Genomic DNA, 20,783 nt, shown 5'->3' on the forward strand with positions numbered 1-20,783 from the left:
ATCAGCTCTTCCTTTTCTTATTGTACCTAAATCTGCTTTCTTTACTTATACGTATAGAAACGATCTATTTAAACCATCCCAGAAGCTTCTCCAAGAAGCTTTTTTTCTTAAAATTTTTTTTCTTTACTTCAAAATAATCTTGAAAATCAAGCGTCTCTTTAAGATGTTGGTCCAACACTTTTTGGGCCTTCTCTATTGCTACTGGCTCAAAACTCTCTATGTGAAACTTACTGTGCATCCAACACCTTCTCTATTTCTTCCATAGCATCCTGGTTTTTTAGTCTGAACTTGATCTCTATACGTCTTGAAGCTTCTTTATCCTCTTTACCGTCTATTACTATTGGATCAAGGTATGCACGGCCTGAGGCGATCATCAATGGTTTTACATTATACTTTTCTGCAAAATCAAGTGTTAGCAAAAAATTCATGACAGCAAATGCACGTTTTTGGGAAAGGTCAAGGTTATATAGGTATCCACCGTCGCTATCGGTATGTCCCTCGATAATCACTTTATCCAGATAAGGCTTTATCTTTGGACTTGTCACAAGAGTCCCTACATACTCTTCAAATGCTTTTTTAAGTTCAGCTTCAGCCTCTTTTTTTAGAGTATAACTACCCCTGTCAAACAGTATATTGGATGCTAATTTCAATGATCCACTGTTCTTGTCGATATTTACTTTATCACCCAACTCCTCTTTAAGCGCAGCAATCACTTTGATCTTTAAACCAGTAAGGGATTTGATCCTTGCTTTTTGCTCCTGAAGTTTTGCCACAAGTGCATCATAATTTGTCTCTTTTTCATCTAAAGCATTTAAGAGTGCCAAGATCTTTTCATCTTTTTGTGTAGCATTTTTATCAGCTTGAGTCAGTTGATTGGAAAGTATCAACACTTTTCCTTCATACTCTTCCAGACGTTTACTTTGTTTTTGAATATCATCTTCTTTTTGGGCCAAGAGATTTTGAACGATAATTACTTTATCATTGAGACTGTCTCTTAGTGTATTGGCTTCAAGCAGCATTTGATTGAGTTTCTTGATCTCTTCTGCACTTAACTGGAGTTTTTGCTCTTGTGTAATGATTTGATTTTGCTGTTTATCCAATATCTTCTTATTATGAGACAGGAGTGCTTCTTTTTCATCCAAAATAGACTCGTATTTTGCAAGCACTACCTTAATATCTTCAAGTTTTCCCTCTTTATCTTCAAGGTTCTTAGAAACTTGGCTGAGTTTCTCTTCTTTGTCATGAAGGTTGCTTTTTAAAATCATAGATTTTGAGACGATCGCACCTATAAGCAGTATAAAGACAAAGAGCAAACCTGCCATAAGGTCGGCATAGGATATCCAGAAGTTAGATCCCTCATCTGTCGCTTTTTTTCTAAACACCGCTTTTTACTCCTTATCTTCGATTGGCATTTTTTTCAAAATGAGTTGATTTTGTTCACTGATCGCCTGTCCGAAAGTAGATAGTTTTTCAATTGCTTTACCCATTTCACTGTCTATTTTTTCAAAAGTATGGTCAACAGTACCGTCAAAGAGTTCAAGTGATTTTTGAAGGTTCTGTGCAGTTTCATTAAAAGCTTCAATGTTTGACTTCATTACCGATTCTGCATTGATACTTTCCTTTTGTATACGTATCTTTTCCAAAGTAGTATTGAGGTGTTCTGAAGCACTCAGCATATGTGTAGTCACTTCAGTGAAGTTTTTACTGGTCTCTTCAAGCACTTTTGTAAAATTTCTGAGATATTGCTCATTCAAATCTTTGATAAAGTTCATGTTGAATGTTTCATGCAGTGTCTTGATAAGCTCCTGGTCTTTGAGTTCACTTTGCATATGTCGGTGCTTGATCAGTTCACTCTCTTTCCATACACGTCCATCATAGAGCTTTTCAAGATCAAAGATATTCTTATCGACTTTAGCGTTGCCTCTTTTTTCAAAATACATCCAAAGAAGTGAAAGGAAAATACCGTAAATAGATGCATAGAAAGCTGTACCGATCCCTGAAAGCAGTATAGAGATCTCCTGATCAAGTGCAGTAAGGTCTTGTACTGTGAAATCAGGCATAGACATAGCAATCGCAATAAACGTACCTAAAATACCCAACATCGGAAAGACAGATGGTGCAACACGTGCAAAGTTATCATTGAGCATCTCTTTATAAAACTCTTTGAAGAAATCTTCGATATTGAGGGTAGATTTGGTCTTATCCATAATGGTGAGTGAATTGTTATGTAATGCTGATTGAAGCTCCTCTTCCATATATCTAAAACTACCGCGCATATGACATGCCGAATAGTTAGCATTATGCTTGATAAAACTGCTGAATACAACAAAAATAAATGCAACGATTACTAAGGTATGTAACTCTACTTTCAAAGGGATAATTCCCATATATCCCAATCCTAAGCCCACTAAAAGTAAAAAAGGCAGGAATAGTATTACTAAAAACTGCATAGCACATGAACTTTTACGGCGTTCTTCTAATTGTAACATCGATCAATCCTGAAAAAATATTTTAGTGATTATACATATATATTGGTAAATATTAGTAAACAGTAGTATTAAGTGATTTTTAGTTTATTAAATAGATGATGCGATAGATAAAAAATATAGTTTTATACCGCAAGTGCAGTATAAACTTTGATATTAGAGTATATTCTCTGACCAATAGGATTTGATATCACGGATAGTCTTTTCAGGTAACATCGCAAAACCGTGTTTGTTGGCAATGTACTCGCCGTTATTGAATGCCCAATCAAAGAACTTGATAATCTCTTTATTTTTCTCTTTATTCTCTGTTGGCAACAATATGAACGAGGTTGCAATGATCGGATAGGAGCTTTTACCTTCCTGATAGGCAATGACACCAAAGAAGTCCTTCTTTTTGTCCAAATTCGCATATTTCGCACCAATGGTAGCAGATTGTAATGAAGGGAGTACCCATTTCCCCTCTTTGTTTTCTACCGTTGCACAGTGAAGATTGTATTTTTTCTTATTTGAGTAATCGACATATCCTATACAATAAGGTGTATCTTTAATCAGTTTTGAAACACCGCTGCTTCCCTTAGCCCCGATTGTATTCGCTTCCCAATCATACAGTTTATCAGCCTTTTTAAAATGCTTATAGTCGATCTTTCTAAGATAGTAGGTTAAGTTATAGGTTGTACCTGAACCATCTGTCCGTACTACGACCGTTATGGGTTCATGCGGTAACTTTAAACCTTTGTTGTGTTTGGATATACTTGGATCATCCCAAAACTTGGCACGTCCCGAAAAGATCGCACCGATAGCTTCTTCACTAAGTTTAAGTTCATTGTCCCCTACACCGGGAATATTATAAGTGAGTACGATACTTCCTACAATAGCAGGGAACATCTTTAGATCATATCTTTTCAGTTTCCATGGTTGTAAAGGTTTATCTGTTCCTGAAAAGTCAGCAGTTCTTTGAACCGCTGATACGATCCCATCCCCTGAACCGGTAGGCTCATAAATAATACGTGTGCCGGTTTCTGCTTCATAGGCTTCGATCCACTCTGCATAGACAGCTTTTGGAAATGAAGCACCCCTAGCATCAATCTCCACACTACTGGAAGCATTTGCAACGATCATGATGGCTGCCAATGTTAATATAACTTCAAATAATTTCATATATCACTCCCTCAAATAAATAGTATGAAATGGTAGCTAGGAGTGATAACAGAAGGGTAACAAAAAGTTAAGATTAAATTAAGTTAAAAAAATGTCCTATTCTTGAAGTAACAACACCTCTCCTAATGGTACATCGACCACTTCTGGCATAATCCACATGACATCGAAATTTACGTCATTATTAGGATAAATCCCCTGACCGTCTGTAAAGAATAACAGTGCTGTTGGATGATCTATATTCTGATCAATATATTCAAAAACCGGACGAAAGTCTGTTCCACCTCCTCCACTTATCTCGTATTCCAATGGTTCACCTGGAAGATAGGTCTTATGAGAATGTACCTTCGTATCTGCAGTGATGATATCGATCTCAAAATTAGGATAAACTTCCATAATCGACTCGACTTCACCTAAAAATATGCCCAAAAGTTCTTTATCCACAGAACCTGAAGTGTCAATGGCAATAATGATACGAAGCAGATCTGAGGTCAGACTAGGCAGATAGATACCACGGTAAAGGTACTTCATATTCGGAGGCATAAAACTGTAACTGCTTTTAGCATAGGAAGCGATAAATCCTGCAAGTACTTCACGCCAGTCCACCTTGTGCGAAAAATACTCCGGTACGACAAACTTCAGATCTTTTGGCAAAGCATCCTGACGTTTTAATTTGTTGAATATCTGCTCAAAATGCTCTTTAAGCTCTTCTGCAAGTGTATCTAGTTCCTTTTGACTGAGCTGCTGTTCTTGTACAGACTCTACTTTTGCTTCTTCATTTTTTGGTTTTGGCGTTTCTTCTTTTGGTTCATCTTTGCTGCCTGATTGGTGATCGGGAGATTCCTCCTGGTCTTGTGCATCACCACTAGATTCATGATTGGTCTCAGGAGCATACTTCATCTCGTCTTTAAGCTGTGAGTAGATCTCTTCAGCATACATCCCTTCAAATTGAGGCTGGTAATTAACATACCCTGGTGCCTGCAAACCGTTTTTGACCAGCATCGCATTGACCGCAAAATCACAAGCTTCCTGCCAGAGCCACTTATCTCTGCCTCCGCGTCTCTCCATATGCCCCAGTACTGCATGCATCGCTCCATTGGAGAGGATGAACTCCACTTCAGAGACATTGAGCTTATCCACATACTCTTCATTCAGACGTACCGTATTACCGTCACTTTTAAAGGTCAGCTGATCAGGGTCAGACTCGATCTTGAGTGCTGAAGCGAGTGTCCCAAAATACGGGTGTTCAAGCATCAGTTTGGCTTTAGCTTTGGTCAGTTTTTCTTGATAGGTCATTATCTGATCCGCTCGTTTTTCATTAATTCTTTCATTAATTCTTTCACTATTTCTTCAGTCCCCTGAACCAGCAGAGGATTTTTCTTTGCATCCAACCACTTGATGATATCTTTGATCTCTTCTTCATTCATCACTGTACATCCAGCAGTTGCGATCGGTTTAATATGGATAAAGATACATGATCCAGCACCCCTGATAGATTTTTCTCCTTGCATGATGCCGTTATGGTCTACGACGATACCGTACTTGTAGTAGTCTTCAGGGAATTTCATCCTCTCATAGCTTTTATAGTCCATCTTTATTTTCGTGCTGTCTACAATCTTATTATAATACTTTGAATTTATATCATCGACACAATGATCTGTCTCTTTATAGACTTCAAACGGATAATCAATTTGAAAGGGTTCATACCCAAATGCCTGTTTTAGTTCAAATATCCCTGCAGGAGACTTGCCGTCCCCCTCTTTTTTTATTATCTTGGCATTATTTGGGATAGTATGCAATCCTCTTCCCCACCCCAGACCGTTTCTTCCAAGCTTGATATCTATAGCCTTTCCTACCTTTTCCCACGTTGTATCGATACGTTCAAATCTTTGTAGTTTACCTTCCGGTGCCGACCACTTTTCAGTCGTCACAACGATCAGCTGCTTACTAAAAATATCGTCAGCATTTATAATATTTATTGAAAGAATTATAAAAAGTATGATGCGACCAGTCGCATGAGCCAACTGCTGAAGTTGTCTCAGTGACAACGTAGTCTTTTGGACTTTGTTCAAAAGGCGTCCGATAATATTTAGCGTTATTAATATCTTCATTTGGTTATAATCCTTGTATGGAATATGGAATCATCTCAATAGCAATTCCCTTGCTGACTATTTTTCTGGCTATTATAACAAAAGATGTAATCGTTTCTCTGCTAGGCGGTATCTTTGCAGGTTTTCTCGTACTCAACGGTTACAACCCTGCCAAAGCGTTCACCGCTCTATGGGATGGTGTGATCGCGATTTTTGCAGAAGGCTGGATCGTCAAAACCCTGCTTTTTATGCTCTTTATCGGTGCGATCATACGGCTTCTTACGATTTCAGGCTCTGTAGAGCGTTTTGTAGTGTATCTCTCTGAAAAATCCAATCGTATCGATTCACCAACCGGTGCGATGTTGCTGGCATACTTCATCGGCGTGGTGATCTTTATCGAATCATCGATCACCTCTTTAGTAGCCGGTACCGTAGCAAAACCGCTTTGTGACAAGAACGGTGTGAGTCGTGAAAAGCTGGCTTACATCTGTGATTCTACCTCTGCACCGATCTGTTCGTTGATTCCACTCAATGCCTGGGGAGCCCTGCTTTTGGGACTTATTATCACGGCTATTGAATCAAATGTTATTACAGGAGATCCAATCTCTTTACTGGTCTACTCTATCCCTTATAACTTCTATTCTATCTTTACACTACTGATCGTACTTGCTGTAATATTTTTAAATATTAATATCGGTCCTATGAGTGATGCTACCCCAAAAACTTATCATCTGCCCGAAAACCACTACGATATAAAACCTTCACTATACGGTATGGTTCTGCCGGTAGTAGTAATGGTTGCAATGGTACCTGTAGGCCTTTATATCACAGGTGATGGAGATATCTTCAAAGGCTCGGGTTCTACCTCGGTTTACTATGCGGTTATCACTACCCTGCTCTTCATGTACCTGCTCTTTGTACCAAATAAAACGATCTCACATAAAAAATATTTTGAAGGACTCTTTGATGGGATGGCCCATATGCTTCCGGTAACGACCATCCTTGTATTTGCACTACTCATCGGAAAAGTGATTGGTGATCTGGGTACAGCCAAATATCTTGCAACTCTCTTACATGGCAATATCTCTGCCATCCTCGTGCCTTTACTGATATTTTTAGTCTCTTCTATCACTGCTTTTTCTACTGGTACGAGCTGGGGGACTTTCTCGATCATGATGCCTATCGGGCTGGCATTGGGTGCGACGCTTGATCTTTATATCCCCTTAGTGATCGCTGCAGTGATCAGCGGAGGGATATTCGGTGATCATGCTTCTCCTATCTCCGATACCACTATCATCTCATCGATGGCAGCAGACTGCAACCATATCGATCATGTACGTACACAACTGCCATATGCCCTGCTCGGCGGTGGATTAGCAAGTATCGCCTTTTTGATTGCCGGGTGGGTAACGATATAATTGATAAAGTGAAAATAAATACATTAGAGTACAATAGTATATTCTCTTCTTTTACAATGGGGTTTTAGAAAGAGGAAGTTATAAGCTAAATAAGGGGAATTTTTATGAAAAATGTTTTCATTTCAATCATAGTATCTATAGCTATCGCTGCTTCTGGATACTTTATCGGTCAAACAATGTATAACGCAAAAGTTGCTATAAACACTGCAGAAGTAAAGGGGCTGGCAGAACGGAAAGTGAAAGCTGATTTAGTAAATTGGCGTTTAAACTTCAAGGTTGCTTCCAATAATAAAGAGGATCTCTCCAAGCTATATAGTGATGCTGAAAAAATACAAGAGGATATCATAACACTGCTACTTCAAAGTGGGCTAAAAAAAGAAGAAATTAATATCGGTGTTATAAGCTATAGCCCTATAGAATTTAGAGACAGGGATCAAAAACTGGTAGACCAGCAACATCAGTTAAGTAACGATATTGAGATACAAACCAAAAAAGTAGACCTTATCTCATCGGTTAGATCAAGTATGAATAAACTTATTGCAAAGGGAATAGATATCAATAATTTTGAACCTGAATATAGATTTACAAGTTTAAATGATATCAAACCTGATATGTTGAAAGAAGCTACCCAAAATGCCAGAGTTGCTGCCAATGAATTTGCCCAAAATGCCGGGATAAAAGTGGGTAGTATCAGAAGTGCAATACAGGGAAATTTCGTTATAAGAGATGTTGGTGAAGACTACAGTGATACGAAAAAAATAGACAAGTACGTCAGAGTAGTAACTTCAATTACTTTCTATCTCACTGACTAAACTTTTCTTGTTTACAGATCAAAACTGATGATGTATAACGTTAAAATATTTTGTGAGAATTTTTAGGAGACTAAATGTATCTTTTTACTTCAGAAACCGTTTCGGCAGGACATCCTGATAAGTGTGCCGATATTATCGCAGACACTATCGTAGATACACTTCTTCAAAGTGATCCCAAGTCAAAAGTAGCAACGGAAACCTTTTTGAGCGGCAACCATATCATCATCGGTGGAGAGGTAAAGACGACGGCTGCAACGAGTGAAGCGTTTTATAAAGATATCGCCAGAAAAGCACTTCACAATATCGGTTATCCTGAAAGAGAAGGCTTTGGGCGTGGAGATACACTCTATCCTGATGAAGCAGACATCCATGTCTATATCTCCGAGCAATCGCCTGATATTACCATAGGTGTAGAAAAGGCAGATGAAGAGATCGGTGCTGGTGATCAAGGGATCATGTTCGGCTATGCAACCAGTGAACGTGATGACTATATGCCGACAGCTTTGGCCTATGCCAGAGAGATAAGGGATGTACTGTATGCATATGCACTGCAACACCCTGAAACATTTGGTGTAGACCTCAAAACACAGGTGACTATAGACTACGGCAGCAAAGAGAATTTTGATAATTGTAATCCCATAAGGGTCGCACAGATCGTCGTAGCAATATCTCATAGTGAAAAGACCACACAAAAAGAGGTTCAGCAGCTGGTCAAAAAACTGATCATCGAAAACGTAAAGTTCAAAGAGGGACATTTTGATGAAGAACATGTCGTGTTCTATATCAATAACACGGGAAGATTTGTCCGCCACTCCCCTATCGCTGACTCCGGATTGACAGGGAGAAAAGTCGTATGTGATACTTATGGCGGATATGCACCTATAGGCGGTGGTTCGCAAAGCTCAAAAGATTACAGTAAAGTGGACCGCTCTGCACTCTATGCAGCCAGATGGGTCGCCAAACATATTGTTGCAGCCGGTCTTGCAAAAAAAGCACTGGTTCAACTGGCTTACGTCATCGCTGAGCCAATACCTATCTCAGTGACAGTGGATACACAGCATACAGCACTAACTGACATCAAAGACGAAGAGCTTTCAATAAAGATTGCTGCTCAGTTTCCCCTCACTCCAAAATGGATCACTGAAAAGTTCGGACTTGATCGTCCAAGTAAAGAACACTTCCTCTATGCAGAAGTAGCAGCCAAAGGTCAAGTCGGATATAGTGAATATCCATGGGAACAGTTGGATGCATTGGATTGGTTTAAAAAACTGAAACAGTGATGCCATGCACGATCAAAGATAAAAATCGTTTCTTTTTATGCACTAGTGTTATAATAAAGTAAACGCGTTGGCGAATTTCGTCTTATCTCTTACATATGAAAAAGGAGATAGTTATGGATGAAAGTATTTTCAAAGTAGCTGCAGTGCAGGCAGTTCCTGTTTTTTTTGATCGTGAATCTACTGTCGAGAAAGCATGCAGGCTGATCAAAGAAGCTTCTCAGAATGGTGCTCGTCTTATCGTTTTTCCTGAAGTGTTTGTCCCGGGTTACCCGGACTGGGTGTGGAATGGACCTGCAAGCCAGATCTCTTTAAACCAGGAACTTTACGGCTTATACAGTTTGAAAAAACGGTTGAAGAATATAATGTAGTTCAAAAAGAAGCATAAAGTGAAACAACCCATCTTTTGCATTTCTAAAAAATACAAAAACGCATTTGGTTGTTAAAGAAAATATAGATAAATTAACTGTGATATATGTTGCCATTACCAGGAGAATAAACGATGAAAAGATCAAACTCCAGAAGAACAATAACACTACTTGGAGCTATCTCTATAGGAATTGGCGGTATGGTAGGCGGAGGTATCTTTGCTGTATTGGGTGAAGCTGTATCATTAGCCCATGGAGCTACAATGGTGGCATTTTTGGTAGCGGGTATTGTAGCCGTGTTGTCAGCATATTCCTATGCAAAACTATCTGTACACTATCAGAACCGTGGAGGTACAGTTGTTTTCGTGAACCATGCCTTTGGCTTCAACCTTCTCTCCGGTAGTCTCAATCTTTTGCTATGGCTCAGTTATCTGGTGACGATATCTCTCTATGCCGTAGCATTTGCATCATATGGTGCAACCTTTTTCCCACAACCCTCTGAATCATGGTTGCGGCATCTACTCATCAGTATAGCTATTGTTTTACCTACAGCGATCAATCTGATCAGTGCCTCGTTTGTAAGCAGATCAGAATCTTTGATAGTATTTATCAAAGTGATATTATTGTTGTTGATTATCGTTTCAGGGAGCGGTTATATAGAAGTAGAGAGACTTTCTCCTGTGGAGTGGGGAACACCGTTTTCGATCTTTATTGCGGGTATGATCATATTTGTAGCTTATGAAGGATTTGAGCTAATTGCCAATGCTTCAGAAGATATCGAAAACCCTGAATCCAATCTACCTAAAGCTTTTTTTATCTCGGTGATCTCTGTTATTGTACTTTATATCCTTATTGCTATTATCACGGTGGGGACTGTTTCAAGCGATACACTTCTTAAAGCCAAGGATTATGCACTTGCCGTTGCTGCCGAACCTGCTCTGGGTAAGACAGGTTTCACAATTGTTACGATAGCAGCACTACTAGCAACCTTTTCTGCGATCAATGCCACTATCTATGGAAATGCCAGACTCAGTTATACCCTGGCCAAAGAAGGAGAGCTTCCTGAAGAGCTGGAAAATGAAAGAGAAGATATTCCGTTTGTAGGGGTTTTGATCACGACACTGTTGAGTTTGATATTAGCTAACACCATTGATCTCAGAGAGATTGCCATTATCGGGAGTGCCGGTTTTTTACTGATCTTTACCCTGATCAATCTCAGTGCGTTTAAACTTTCCAAACATATCCATGCAAGTACTATGGTTACACTGATTTCCACTTCAGCCAGCTTTATTTCTCTACTGACGCTATTGATCCATACCTCAAAGGATACACCACAAGCTCTTTGGGTATTTATCTCATTTATCATATTTTCGATTCTCTTTGAATGGGGATACGGAAAATTTTTCAGGGGTCATTTTTTCAACCAGCCGTACTAATATCCATCTCGTGGCATTCTCCTCTTAATTGATGCCAATGTAAAAGGTATAAAATAAGTTCAATAAGGATCATCACCAGAAGATCGTAAAGAGTATCAATGGATCAAACAACAAACTATGATACAATACCCCTAAAAAATCAGGATTCATTCCCTATGAAACTACTCGTCTCAGCCCTTGAGCCATCAGCGAATCTCCATCTAAAAGAGGTACTTAAACATACTCAGGATGTAGAGCTTATGGGTATATTTGAAAAAAGTATATCTCACGGTACACCGCTATATGATATCTCTGAAATGGCGATTATGGGATTTGTAGATGCGATTAAAAAAATTCGTTGGTTTTTCAAAGTAGCTGATGAGATGGTGGAGCTGGCAGCAGATGCTGACAAAGTACTTTTAATGGACTCCTCAGGTTTTAACCTGCCTCTTTCAAAAAAGTTGAAAGAGAAATATCCAGATAAAGAGATCATCTACTATATCCTTCCACAGGTATGGGCAAGTCGTCCTAAGCGTGTGGAAAAGCTGGAGAAATACTGTGACAGGCTACTAGGGATCCTGCCGTTTGAGACCGAATACTATCCAAGCGGGAAAGCAGAGTATGTGGGACATCCTCTGTTAGATGAGATCGATGTAGTTCGCAATGATACAAGAGTTAAAGGAGTTGTTGCATTTCTTCCCGGTAGCCGCGTAAGTGAGATCACTAAGCTCATGCCTATCTATCTTGAAGTAAGACGCAAACTGGGTAATGATATCCACCCTCTTTTGGTGATCCCGCCCTCTTTTAGTAAACAAAAGATAGCCAAACTCTACAATGGCAACAGAGAGTTTGAGATCGTACGTGATACCCATAAAGCGCTGAGCCGATCAGAATTCGCATTTATCTGTTCGGGAACAGCGACACTGGAAGCTGCTTTGATCGGTACACCTTTTACCCTGGCCTATATCGCTAAAAAGATCGATTACTTTATAGGTAGAAAGCTATTCAATATCACACAGGTAGGATTGGCAAATATCATTCTTACACGTTTTAATGGTACAACCTTGCACAATGAACTGCTTCAAGAGGATGTCACGGTAGAAAACCTGCTTGTAGAATACAGAGATACCGACCAAACAATATTTGCCAAAAAAGCTAAAGAACTTAGAGAGTACTTGTCACATGGCAGCAGCAAAAACGTAGCAGAAATTATAATGGAATAACAATGACGATAAAGATACCTGATATTAGACTATCAAAACAAAAAACTCATCTCTTAAGGAGATATCCGTGTTAGTACATATTTGCTGTTCGGTTGACAGCCATTATTTCCTTCAAAAACTCCGTGAAGACTATCCAAATGAAAAGCTGACCGGATTCTTTTACGATCCAAACATCCATCCATACAGCGAATACCGTCTTAGACTGCTCGATGTAAAGCGTAGCTGCAAGATGCTCGGTATTGACCTGATAGAAGGAGAGTATGATACGGAAGGCTGGCTAAAAGCGGTCAGAGGACTTGAAAAAGAACCTGAGAAAGGTGCAAGATGTTCAGTCTGCTTTGATAACCGTTTTGAAGTAACTGCAAAACAAGCAGTAAGTATGCTGGAAGAGAACTTTACTTCTACTTTGCTTACCAGTCCCAAGAAGTCTCTTGTACAGCTCAAACGTGCCGGTGATGCCCTGGCAAACAAGTTTGGACTTAAGTTTCATGCGCCAGATTATAGAAAAGCTTCAGGGACACAGGAACAAAACCAGATGGCAAAAGAAGATGCACTCTACCGCCAAGACTATTGCGGATGTATCTTCGGACTTACAATGCAGCGTGAGCAGCAAGATAAACTTGCAGATGAACTCTTTACCCCTATTTCAAACCAGATTCAACCGGAATCTATCGATGCCAGACTTGAAATGTATGAAAAACGTCTAGACCTTGAAGAGCAAGGGAAAAAATATCAAATTATCAAAGAACGTTTTTTGAATTGGCGATTGCTCTCAGGCCTTTTAAGGGTGCGTAAAGAGGTCGTTCCTGCACATTTCTTGCCGTATTCAACACTCAAAGGTACCTATACAAGAGGTAAAATGGAATACAGTGTAAAAGAAGTACACCATATGAACCGTGATGAGGTCCGTTTTATTACTCTTGATTACTATAACAGCTTGGCAGGCACAGCATATAAGAATATCACTGAACTCATCTTCAATCCGCCTTCTTTTGATGCGGAGATGGATATACGTGCCAAGATCGTACATTCCCATTTTGATATGGGAGCGATTCTTGTAGTTGAAGAGATACCGGACAAAAAGCTGGAGATCATCTGTGAATCCAAAACTTACAGTGATGTTAAGGAGTCATTAATAGTGCTTGACTAAAACCTTTTATTTGCATAAAATAAAATATGTCATTAAAAGGAGAAGATGATGAAAAAAGTCAAACAGTTATCAGTTCTTGTTTCCAGTGCGTTATTGGTCAGTAATGTCGCTTATGCAGACTTTGGTGATGCCGTAGTCGGTGGTGTAGTTGGTGGTGCTGTCGGTTCAGTTATCACTAATGAAGTCTATAATAAAAATAAACAACAATCTACCCAACCCCAGCAAAGAAAATCTTCTGCTCCAAGTCAGAAGTATTATGCCCCTCAAATGACCGATGAAAAAAGGATTCAAAGATCACTTTCCAGCCTAGGATTTTATAGAGGGCGTATTGATGGTCAGGTCAATTCCTATGAAACCCGTGCAGCAATCAAAGAGATGAATATGGCCTATGAGATCAGCAACAATGCTTCACTTAAACCTGAAGCAAAAGATACACTTATTTTTCTTGGTACACTTTTTGAGTTTGACAGATATCTGAATGCTCAAAGCAGTGATAGAGATACACAAAATAGAAAGATTCAGGCAGCATTGAAGCTTCATGGTTACTATCATGGTACCATTGACGGTGCTTTAGGTAGCGGAAGTAGAAATGCTATCAGTCAATACAAAGCAGATAACGGCATGGGTTATGGCGGTTCACTTGACTTTGAACAAGAATATCAGCTTATCAATAGTGCCAAAGAAAAAAATGATAAAAATATTGAAGAGTCAATTGCTTCCCTTAAAGCACTGGGAAGACCTGCGTTACAACAAAACAAAGTGATTGATGTACAACAGTCCTCACAACTTTCTACACACTAATCCATATTTTATAAAGGCCGGTATTTCCGGTCTTTTCTACTGACCAAAAAATATCTCAAGTGAAACAAGTATCAGATAGTTTGCTTCAAAGTCATACAGTTTTTCCCACTCTACTCTTGGTTCCACTTCATAGTAAAGCCATTTTCTATAGATATTTTGTTTATAAATTCCATACAAACTATACTTGGTGATCTCGTTTTCTGGTTTTGTCTGCCCTTCAGTTGAAACACCTATTTGATATCCCTTATTGAATTTGGTTGTTTTATTGTAGGAAATAGTTGAGTAGTATCCCATTCCTTCAACCTCTTGTTTGGTATTTCTTCCCAGATGTATCCTGAACATCGCATTATCATCGGTGAACCTGTCAAAATATAAGTTGGTTTCCTCTTCAAAATGATACTTATTCGAGTATTTAAAGGACTGGCTAACCCTATTTCTCCATTTTCCTACGTTATAAGGAACCCACACATGGGTCAAGAGATAAGGGTTGTCAAATCCATGTATTCCCACAGAGACAAAAGAATGGATATAGTTTTTTGCAGGCAACGTATACCTTAGCCCGATACTTCCTTCTGTACCGTCTCTATAATCATTCATGCCTATTGTCTCTTCGTTATCACTTTCGATGTAGAGATTCAGTCTATTTTTCGTCTTAGGTAATGCTAAAGAAACTTTGAATGAAGTTGAAGGTGTAAATTTTTTGGCTTTATAGTCATACTTTAGCGTATTTCTCCATAAAGCATACGTTTTGGTATAGGCCTCATCAAAGATTTCATCTTTAAAAAAAGAGGAGAACCAGTCATTGATCGCAGGTTCTGTTTCATCTTCAGTAGTATCATCTTTTTTATAAAGTGTAGTTGCATTGGTTTCAATCAAGTAATCATATGTAGAAAGCTTTTCATCGAGATGATGAGAAAAAATGTGAAGTTTTTTGGTCAAAAAACGGTGATAAGTATCTGTCCATGTTTCTTCTTCTACAGTAGCATTCTGCTCTGCCCATGTAACGCTACTAAGCATAAAGAGTATAAAAATAATACGTACCATTTCTCATTTTACAAGAAATTATATTAAAACATAACACTTTATGCTACAATCCACCCTATGAACTTTTCATTTGGTGCACCATGGTTTTTACTGTTATTATTGTTGATCCCGTGTTTTATATGGTGTAAAGTACATACAAAGCACTTTTATTTTACAAAAATAGCATGGGTACGTACTCAAATTCCCCTCTTCTCTCTGCTGCTTTGGCTAAAAATCACTATATTTGCTTTAATGGTTGTGGCTTTGGCTGAACCATATATCTATGATCCAACTTCCAACAGTACCAAACGGGGACGTGATCTAGCACTTGTACTTGATGCAAGCGGTTCCATGGCACAAAGCGGGTTTCATACCAAAAACCGTTTTAAAAACCGCTATGAAGTCAGTATCGATCTTGCAAAAGACTTCGTAAAAAAACGTCTGGATGATAACATTGCTGTAGTGGTCTTCGGTACCTTTGCCTATACAGCTTCACCGTTAACATATGACCTGAGCGGAGTATCATATCTGCTGGATATGACCAATGTAGGAGTAGCGGGTGAAAGTACTGCGATTGGTGATGCACTCATGCAGGCAATGCATACTTTGAGCTTTGGAGATGCTGAAAACAAGGTCATTGTTTTACTTACAGACGGCCAACACAATGCAGGCAGTACCTCACCGCGTCAGGCAGTTGAAAAAGCTAAGAAAACAGGTATTAAGATCTATACCATCGGTATCGGACAAAAAAATGAATATGATGCAGTATTGCTGGAAACTGTATCCAAGGAGACAGGTGCAAAAAGCTACTCAGCCATAGATGCAGACGAATTGGCCAAGGTTTATGAACAGATAGAAAGCCTTGAACCTAGTCCTATACGTTCGGAAAACTATCTTGATCGAAACTCCTTGGCATTTTATCCTTTGATATTTGCAACACTCTTGCTCCTTGGATGGGTACTGTCCAAACATGGGATTTTTACTCCTTGGACATCTAGGGAGGCAATATGAGTATCCTCTATCCTTATTTGCTTTGGTTATTGATCCCAATTGGCGTACTATTTTATTATCGTTCCAAACAGATAACAGATACGATACATTTGATAATTCTCACTCTTCTTGTAATAGCGCTTAGTAGGCCCGCACTAGACAAAGGTCCTCAAGAGCGAAAGGTTGACGCGAAAGAGATCATTATCGCTCTGGATGTCTCTTATTCTATGCGCGCAAACGACATTGAACCTAACCGTTACGAGTTTGCTGTACAGACCATAGAATCATTGTTAAAGAAAAATCTCAGTGACAACATCACTCTTATTGCATTTACGACCAACCCTCTCCTACTTTCACCGCCGACTACTGATCATCAGTTAATTTCACTGGCACTAAAAAGTTTGAGACTGGAAAATATCCTCACACACGGAACCTCACTTGAAAAACTTTTAACTAAGGTTTCTGATCTTCCTATCAATGATAAGAATCTCATACTCATTACTGACGGTGGAGATGAAAAAGATGAACTTATATTAAATAGTATTATTGAGGATAACGCTATCCATCCAATTATCCTAGCTATGGGTACAACATCTGGTTCAACGATCTCAAAGCCTGATGGAAGTTTTCTCAAAGACGATGAAGGAAACCTTGTAGTCTCACGGATCAATCCGTTGCTTGAAGTACTTTCTTCACAAAATAGCGGTACTTACATGACACCTAAGAGTTCTCCTGAAGCTACAGCTAATGAGCTACAAGATGCTCTTGATACATTAAATACAGAAGAACAGCAAATAAGTAAGATGAGTCATTCTTACCTTGAACTCTATCCTATTCCCCTATTTTTAGCTCTTATTCTTTTTTTACTCGTACATACACGAGGGGTCAAGTACCTTCTTGTCTTGAGTTCATTGTTAGGTTCTCAGGCTCAGGCATCAATCTTTGACGTGATTACACTTGACAATGCGTATCATTCCTATACACAAGAGGATTATAATCGTTCCAAAGAGATGCTTAGCCACCTGTCAACAAAAACACTTCAAAGCCAAGTAGCACTAGCAAACAGCTATTATAAACTTGGAGAGTACAAACAAGCGATCAAGATCTATACAAGTATTCGTTCTACCTCTCTTCATGTAAAACAGATGCTCTTTTACAATATCGCTAATGCCTATACCAAACTTGAGTCATATGATAAAGCCAGAAAATATTATACTCAGGCATTACAGCTTGGAGAGGATGATGATGCCAGTGCCAATTTGGCCTTGATCGCCCTGCTTCAAGAGAAAAAAGCATCTCTTGGTATTGCCCATCCACAATCACAAAACAACTCCAGTTCCAAATCTGAAGATCAAGAGCAAGAGCAAGATGATGGAAAAGAAACACGTAGCGAAGACCAACCGAGCTCAGGTTCAGGGAGTGGCGGTAGTGAACAGAAGCGTAAGAACAAAGAGAAGATGAAATTGATTGAGGATCAACAAAGCAAACAAGAACAACCAATCAGTTCAAAAATTTATGAAATGATCAACAAGGGATATATCCATGAAAAACAGCCTTGGTAAAAGCGTAATAACTTTTATTATATTTTCTAGTATTAGCCTATTATATGGAGAAGGCTTTACATCTAAAGCATTATTAAACAAAGAAAGTGCCTATATTAAAGAACCTGTATTACTTACCTTTGATATCAAGCAGACTGACTACTCAAAAGTAATGTTCTTTGAATTCACTCTTACTGAAAACGAAGCATATGAATTTTATCGTTTAGATGCAAAAGTGGAGGATAGATACCAAAATGCACAGATACACTATACCTATCTTCTCTATCCGCTTAAAAGCGGTGTGATAGACATAGGTTTTGAACTGGTCAAAAAAGTGACAACAAAAGAAGATGTCGCATACAGCTTTTCAGGGGATAGAGATAATGTTAAAAGAATGACCACGACGGATAGCATTATCAAGCTGGAGCCTTTGAAGCTGACGGTCAAGCCGATTCCGGAAGGTACACTGCTTGTAGGCGACTTTACATTGACACACCAAGTCAAAACGCATGAAGCCAGTGCACATGAACCCATTCCGTTTTCTGTAGAGATCAAGGGTACAGGTTATCCTCCGATACTTAATAATATCTTTCTTTCAACAGATGACTACATCCTCTTTAAAGAAGAGCCTCAAGTCAATACGATACGTAGTGCAAAACATACCTATAATACTGTTGTCTATCCGATGGCGATGAGTTCAGCAAAAAGTTTTACGTTTAATGAAGTGAAAATCAAATCATTTAACCCAAAGACACAAAAAAGTTATATGCTTACAATACCTGCTCAAGCCTTTAATATCAAACCTGTTGCACAATCTTCACTGATAGACAAAGTTGACTCTCCAGCACCGATCAAAGTCACAGACTGGTCATGGATAGGTACATTTTTAGGTTACATTGTCGTCTTTATCTCAGGTTTTTTCACAGCGAAGAGTGTACAATGGCATAAAAAAGAGAAGATCAAGAACGATCCGTTTATCGAACAGATAAACCAAACAAGCGATCCTAAAACACTACTAAGACTGTTGATAGCAGAGGATAGCAAAAAGTTTGCACCGGCAATAGAAAAGATTGAAGCACATATCTACCAAAATAAACCGCTTGATCTCAAAGCGATAAAAAAGGAACTCAATGCATAAAAAAATAGATGCACTCAAAAAAGAACTTTCTAAAGCTGTCATCGGTCAAGAACAGATGATAAACGGTCTGTTGATCGGACTTCTGAGTGATGGACATATCCTTGTTGAAGGGGTCCCCGGTCTTGCAAAAACAACAACGATCAATGCGCTTTCCAAAGCCCTTGGACTTGATAGTAAACGTATACAGTTCACCCCTGACCTGCTTCCTTCAGATATCATCGGTGCACAGATCTACAATCCGCAGACCAATGACTTTGGTATCAAAAAAGGTCCGCTCTTTACTAACTTACTGCTGGCAGATGAGATCAACCGTGCCCCTTCAAAAGTACAGTCAGCTTTACTTGAAGTAATGCAGGAGCGTCAGGTAACTATCGGTGATGAGACCTTCAAGATCGAACCTCCTTTCCTTGTCATGGCAACACAGAACCCTATCGAACAAGAAGGAGTTTACGCTCTGCCTGAAGCACAACTGGATAGATTTATGATGAAGTTGCTGGTAACACACAACAGTGAAGAAGATGAACTTACCATCATGCGTAAAGCTGCCACTAAAAGCTTTGAAAAAGTAGAATCTGTACTCAATAAAGAAGATCTTCAAACACTGAGAGAAGAAGTCAATAACGTGTACGTTGATGCAGAAGTTGAGCGTTATATCGTACAGCTGATTACCGCAACGAGAGAACCAGAGAGGTTTGGTCTTGAGAGTATCAAAGCTGATCTTATGTATGGTGCCAGTCCAAGGGCTTCTATAGACCTCTATAAAGCTGCTAAAGCCAAAGCATTCCTCAGAGGTAATGACCACGTTACCCCGGCAGATATCGGTTTTGTAGTACATGATGTACTTCGTCACCGTATAGTGCTTAGCTATGAAGCCCGAGCAAAAGGGATCAACCCTGATGAGATCATCTCAAAGATTATTCAAGAAGTGCCGATACCGTAATGTCACTAGCGCTCAAAACCCTACAACTCAAAGCCAGGTATCAAGTCTATACCCTGCTTGCAGGGAATAACCTCTCTAAAATGCATGGTGAAGGATATGACTTCAGTGAACTGAGAGAATACCAGATCGGAGATGATGTCAGGAAGATCAATTGGACTATCACAGCAAAACTCGGCCGTCCTTATATAAAAGAACTGCATGCCAACAGAGAACTTTCTGTGGTTGTTGCAGCGATGATGGATGGAAGCCTTTATTTCGGTGCAGACAATCTCAAACAACATGCTGTTACTGAGATCGCCACAATTCTTGGCTACTCTGCCCACCACAACAATGATCTTTTTACCGGGTTTAATTTTTATTCAGACAAGTACACTCTGGCTCCTCCTACAAAGCAGCTATATCATATAGAAAACTACTCAAAAGAGCTCTATGAACAAAAGATACTACATACTGCACTGGATTATACCAAAGCGATCCAAACACTCTCTACACATATACACAAACGCTCTCTACTTTTTATCATAGGAGATTTTTTAGAACCTGTCGACCTCTCACTGCTTGCACAAAAACATGAAGTGATCGCTATTATTGTTCGACATAGAGAAGAAGAGAAACCTCATAAACTTGGTGACGTGATACTTGATAATCCCAAGAGTACACAAAGTCTTAACACTGACTTCAGTACAACAAGTATCCAACACTATCTAGCGAAACTTAAAGCACATGATGAAACCGTGCAAACACATTTCATTCACTATAATATCAGACATACGAAGATATACACCGATGAGGATCCTATCGATAAACTGGTACGGTTATTTGTATAAAACTTAACGACACTACTCTTTAAAACTGATACTGGAATATCAGTAATAAACTAATTTTCAGTATTTTTAAAAGTAACTTTTTGGGGAGAGACTCCCCCCTCGAAAGGGAGGATAAGGAGATATTCAAAA

20 protein-coding genes are annotated in these 20,783 nt (G+C 39.1%); 13 read left to right on the forward strand and 7 right to left on the reverse strand.

Going from position 1 to position 20,783, the window contains the following annotated elements:
- Positions 1–64: 64 nt before the first annotated feature.
- The 6 genes from PGH07_RS00410 to PGH07_RS00435 form a co-directional block, all read right to left on the reverse strand.
- The gene (locus PGH07_RS00410) at positions 65–238 is read right to left on the reverse strand and encodes a hypothetical protein (RefSeq protein WP_289411912.1); all 174 of its coding nucleotides are present in this window, start codon (positions 236–238) and stop codon (positions 65–67) included.
- Positions 228–1,382: an OmpA family protein gene (locus PGH07_RS00415; RefSeq protein ID WP_289411913.1), complete on the reverse strand. Its 1,155-nt coding sequence runs from the start codon at positions 1,380–1,382 to the stop codon at positions 228–230. The genes PGH07_RS00410 and PGH07_RS00415 overlap by 11 nt, the downstream gene beginning before the upstream one ends.
- Before the next feature lie 6 nt (positions 1,383–1,388).
- Positions 1,389–2,489, reverse strand: a complete 1,101-nt coding sequence (locus PGH07_RS00420) for a MotA/TolQ/ExbB proton channel family protein (RefSeq protein WP_289411914.1) — start codon at positions 2,487–2,489, stop codon at positions 1,389–1,391.
- Positions 2,490–2,642: 153 nt separating this feature from the next.
- Positions 2,643–3,644, reverse strand: a complete 1,002-nt coding sequence (pstS, locus tag PGH07_RS00425) for a phosphate ABC transporter substrate-binding protein PstS (protein ID WP_289411915.1) — start codon at positions 3,642–3,644, stop codon at positions 2,643–2,645.
- Between the two features lie 96 nt (positions 3,645–3,740).
- On the reverse strand, positions 3,741–4,937 hold the full coding sequence (locus PGH07_RS00430; protein WP_289411916.1) for a vWA domain-containing protein: 1,197 nt from the start codon (positions 4,935–4,937) through the stop codon (positions 3,741–3,743).
- Positions 4,937–5,752: a L,D-transpeptidase family protein gene (locus PGH07_RS00435; RefSeq protein WP_289411917.1), complete on the reverse strand. Its 816-nt coding sequence runs from the start codon at positions 5,750–5,752 to the stop codon at positions 4,937–4,939. The genes PGH07_RS00430 and PGH07_RS00435 overlap by 1 nt, the downstream gene beginning before the upstream one ends.
- Before the next feature lie 50 nt (positions 5,753–5,802).
- On the opposite strand from PGH07_RS00435, the gene PGH07_RS00440 reads away from it, so the two are divergent.
- From PGH07_RS00440 to PGH07_RS00475, 8 genes are all read left to right on the forward strand, one after another.
- Positions 5,803–7,149 (forward strand): Na+/H+ antiporter NhaC family protein, encoded by a 1,347-nt coding sequence (locus PGH07_RS00440; protein ID WP_289411918.1) that lies wholly within the window; start codon positions 5,803–5,805, stop codon positions 7,147–7,149.
- A gap of 104 nt (positions 7,150–7,253) precedes the next feature.
- Positions 7,254–7,961, forward strand: a complete 708-nt coding sequence (locus PGH07_RS00445; protein WP_289411919.1) for an SIMPL domain-containing protein — start codon at positions 7,254–7,256, stop codon at positions 7,959–7,961.
- Between the two features lie 74 nt (positions 7,962–8,035).
- On the forward strand, positions 8,036–9,241 hold the full coding sequence (gene metK / locus PGH07_RS00450) for a methionine adenosyltransferase (RefSeq protein WP_289411920.1): 1,206 nt from the start codon (positions 8,036–8,038) through the stop codon (positions 9,239–9,241).
- 113 nt (positions 9,242–9,354) lie between these two features.
- Complete coding sequence (locus tag PGH07_RS00455) at positions 9,355–9,609, forward strand: nitrilase-related carbon-nitrogen hydrolase (protein WP_289411921.1); 255 nt, start codon at positions 9,355–9,357, stop codon at positions 9,607–9,609.
- Positions 9,610–9,740: 131 nt separating this feature from the next.
- On the forward strand, positions 9,741–11,042 hold the full coding sequence (locus PGH07_RS00460) for an APC family permease (RefSeq protein WP_289411922.1): 1,302 nt from the start codon (positions 9,741–9,743) through the stop codon (positions 11,040–11,042).
- Positions 11,043–11,197: 155 nt separating this feature from the next.
- Positions 11,198–12,244 (forward strand): lipid-A-disaccharide synthase, encoded by a 1,047-nt coding sequence (gene lpxB / locus PGH07_RS00465; RefSeq protein WP_289413060.1) that lies wholly within the window; start codon positions 11,198–11,200, stop codon positions 12,242–12,244.
- Between the two features lie 67 nt (positions 12,245–12,311).
- Positions 12,312–13,394, forward strand: coding sequence for an epoxyqueuosine reductase QueH (locus PGH07_RS00470; protein ID WP_289411923.1), 1,083 nt, complete (start codon positions 12,312–12,314; stop codon positions 13,392–13,394).
- Between the two features lie 48 nt (positions 13,395–13,442).
- Positions 13,443–14,195, forward strand: coding sequence for a peptidoglycan-binding protein (locus PGH07_RS00475; RefSeq protein WP_289411924.1), 753 nt, complete (start codon positions 13,443–13,445; stop codon positions 14,193–14,195).
- A gap of 36 nt (positions 14,196–14,231) precedes the next feature.
- Here the strand turns inward: PGH07_RS00475 and PGH07_RS00480 are convergent, their stop codons facing one another.
- Positions 14,232–15,239, reverse strand: coding sequence for a hypothetical protein (locus PGH07_RS00480; RefSeq protein ID WP_289411925.1), 1,008 nt, complete (start codon positions 15,237–15,239; stop codon positions 14,232–14,234).
- A 57-nt stretch (positions 15,240–15,296) separates the two neighbouring features.
- On the opposite strand from PGH07_RS00480, the gene PGH07_RS00485 reads away from it, so the two are divergent.
- Genes PGH07_RS00485 through PGH07_RS00505 form a run of 5 tightly spaced genes read left to right on the forward strand, consistent with a single transcriptional unit; the run spans position 15,297 to position 20,654 of the window.
- On the forward strand, positions 15,297–16,229 hold the full coding sequence (locus PGH07_RS00485) for a vWA domain-containing protein (RefSeq protein ID WP_289411926.1): 933 nt from the start codon (positions 15,297–15,299) through the stop codon (positions 16,227–16,229).
- Positions 16,226–17,770: a VWA domain-containing protein gene (locus tag PGH07_RS00490; protein WP_289411927.1), complete on the forward strand. Its 1,545-nt coding sequence runs from the start codon at positions 16,226–16,228 to the stop codon at positions 17,768–17,770. Before PGH07_RS00485 ends, PGH07_RS00490 begins: the two co-directional genes overlap by 4 nt.
- Positions 17,751–18,887: a hypothetical protein gene (locus PGH07_RS00495; protein ID WP_289411928.1), complete on the forward strand. Its 1,137-nt coding sequence runs from the start codon at positions 17,751–17,753 to the stop codon at positions 18,885–18,887. Before PGH07_RS00490 ends, PGH07_RS00495 begins: the two co-directional genes overlap by 20 nt.
- Positions 18,880–19,827 carry an AAA family ATPase gene (locus PGH07_RS00500; RefSeq protein WP_289411929.1) on the forward strand — a complete coding sequence of 316 codons (948 nt, stop codon included), beginning with the start codon at positions 18,880–18,882 and terminating at the stop codon, positions 19,825–19,827. The genes PGH07_RS00495 and PGH07_RS00500 overlap by 8 nt, the downstream gene beginning before the upstream one ends.
- Positions 19,827–20,654, forward strand: a complete 828-nt coding sequence (locus tag PGH07_RS00505; protein WP_289411930.1) for a DUF58 domain-containing protein — start codon at positions 19,827–19,829, stop codon at positions 20,652–20,654. Before PGH07_RS00500 ends, PGH07_RS00505 begins: the two co-directional genes overlap by 1 nt.
- Positions 20,655–20,783 lie beyond the last annotated feature (129 nt).

Source organism: Sulfurovum zhangzhouensis (assembly GCF_030347965.1).
In the GTDB taxonomy this organism is placed as follows: Bacteria; Campylobacterota; Campylobacteria; order Campylobacterales; family Sulfurovaceae; genus Sulfurovum; species Sulfurovum zhangzhouensis.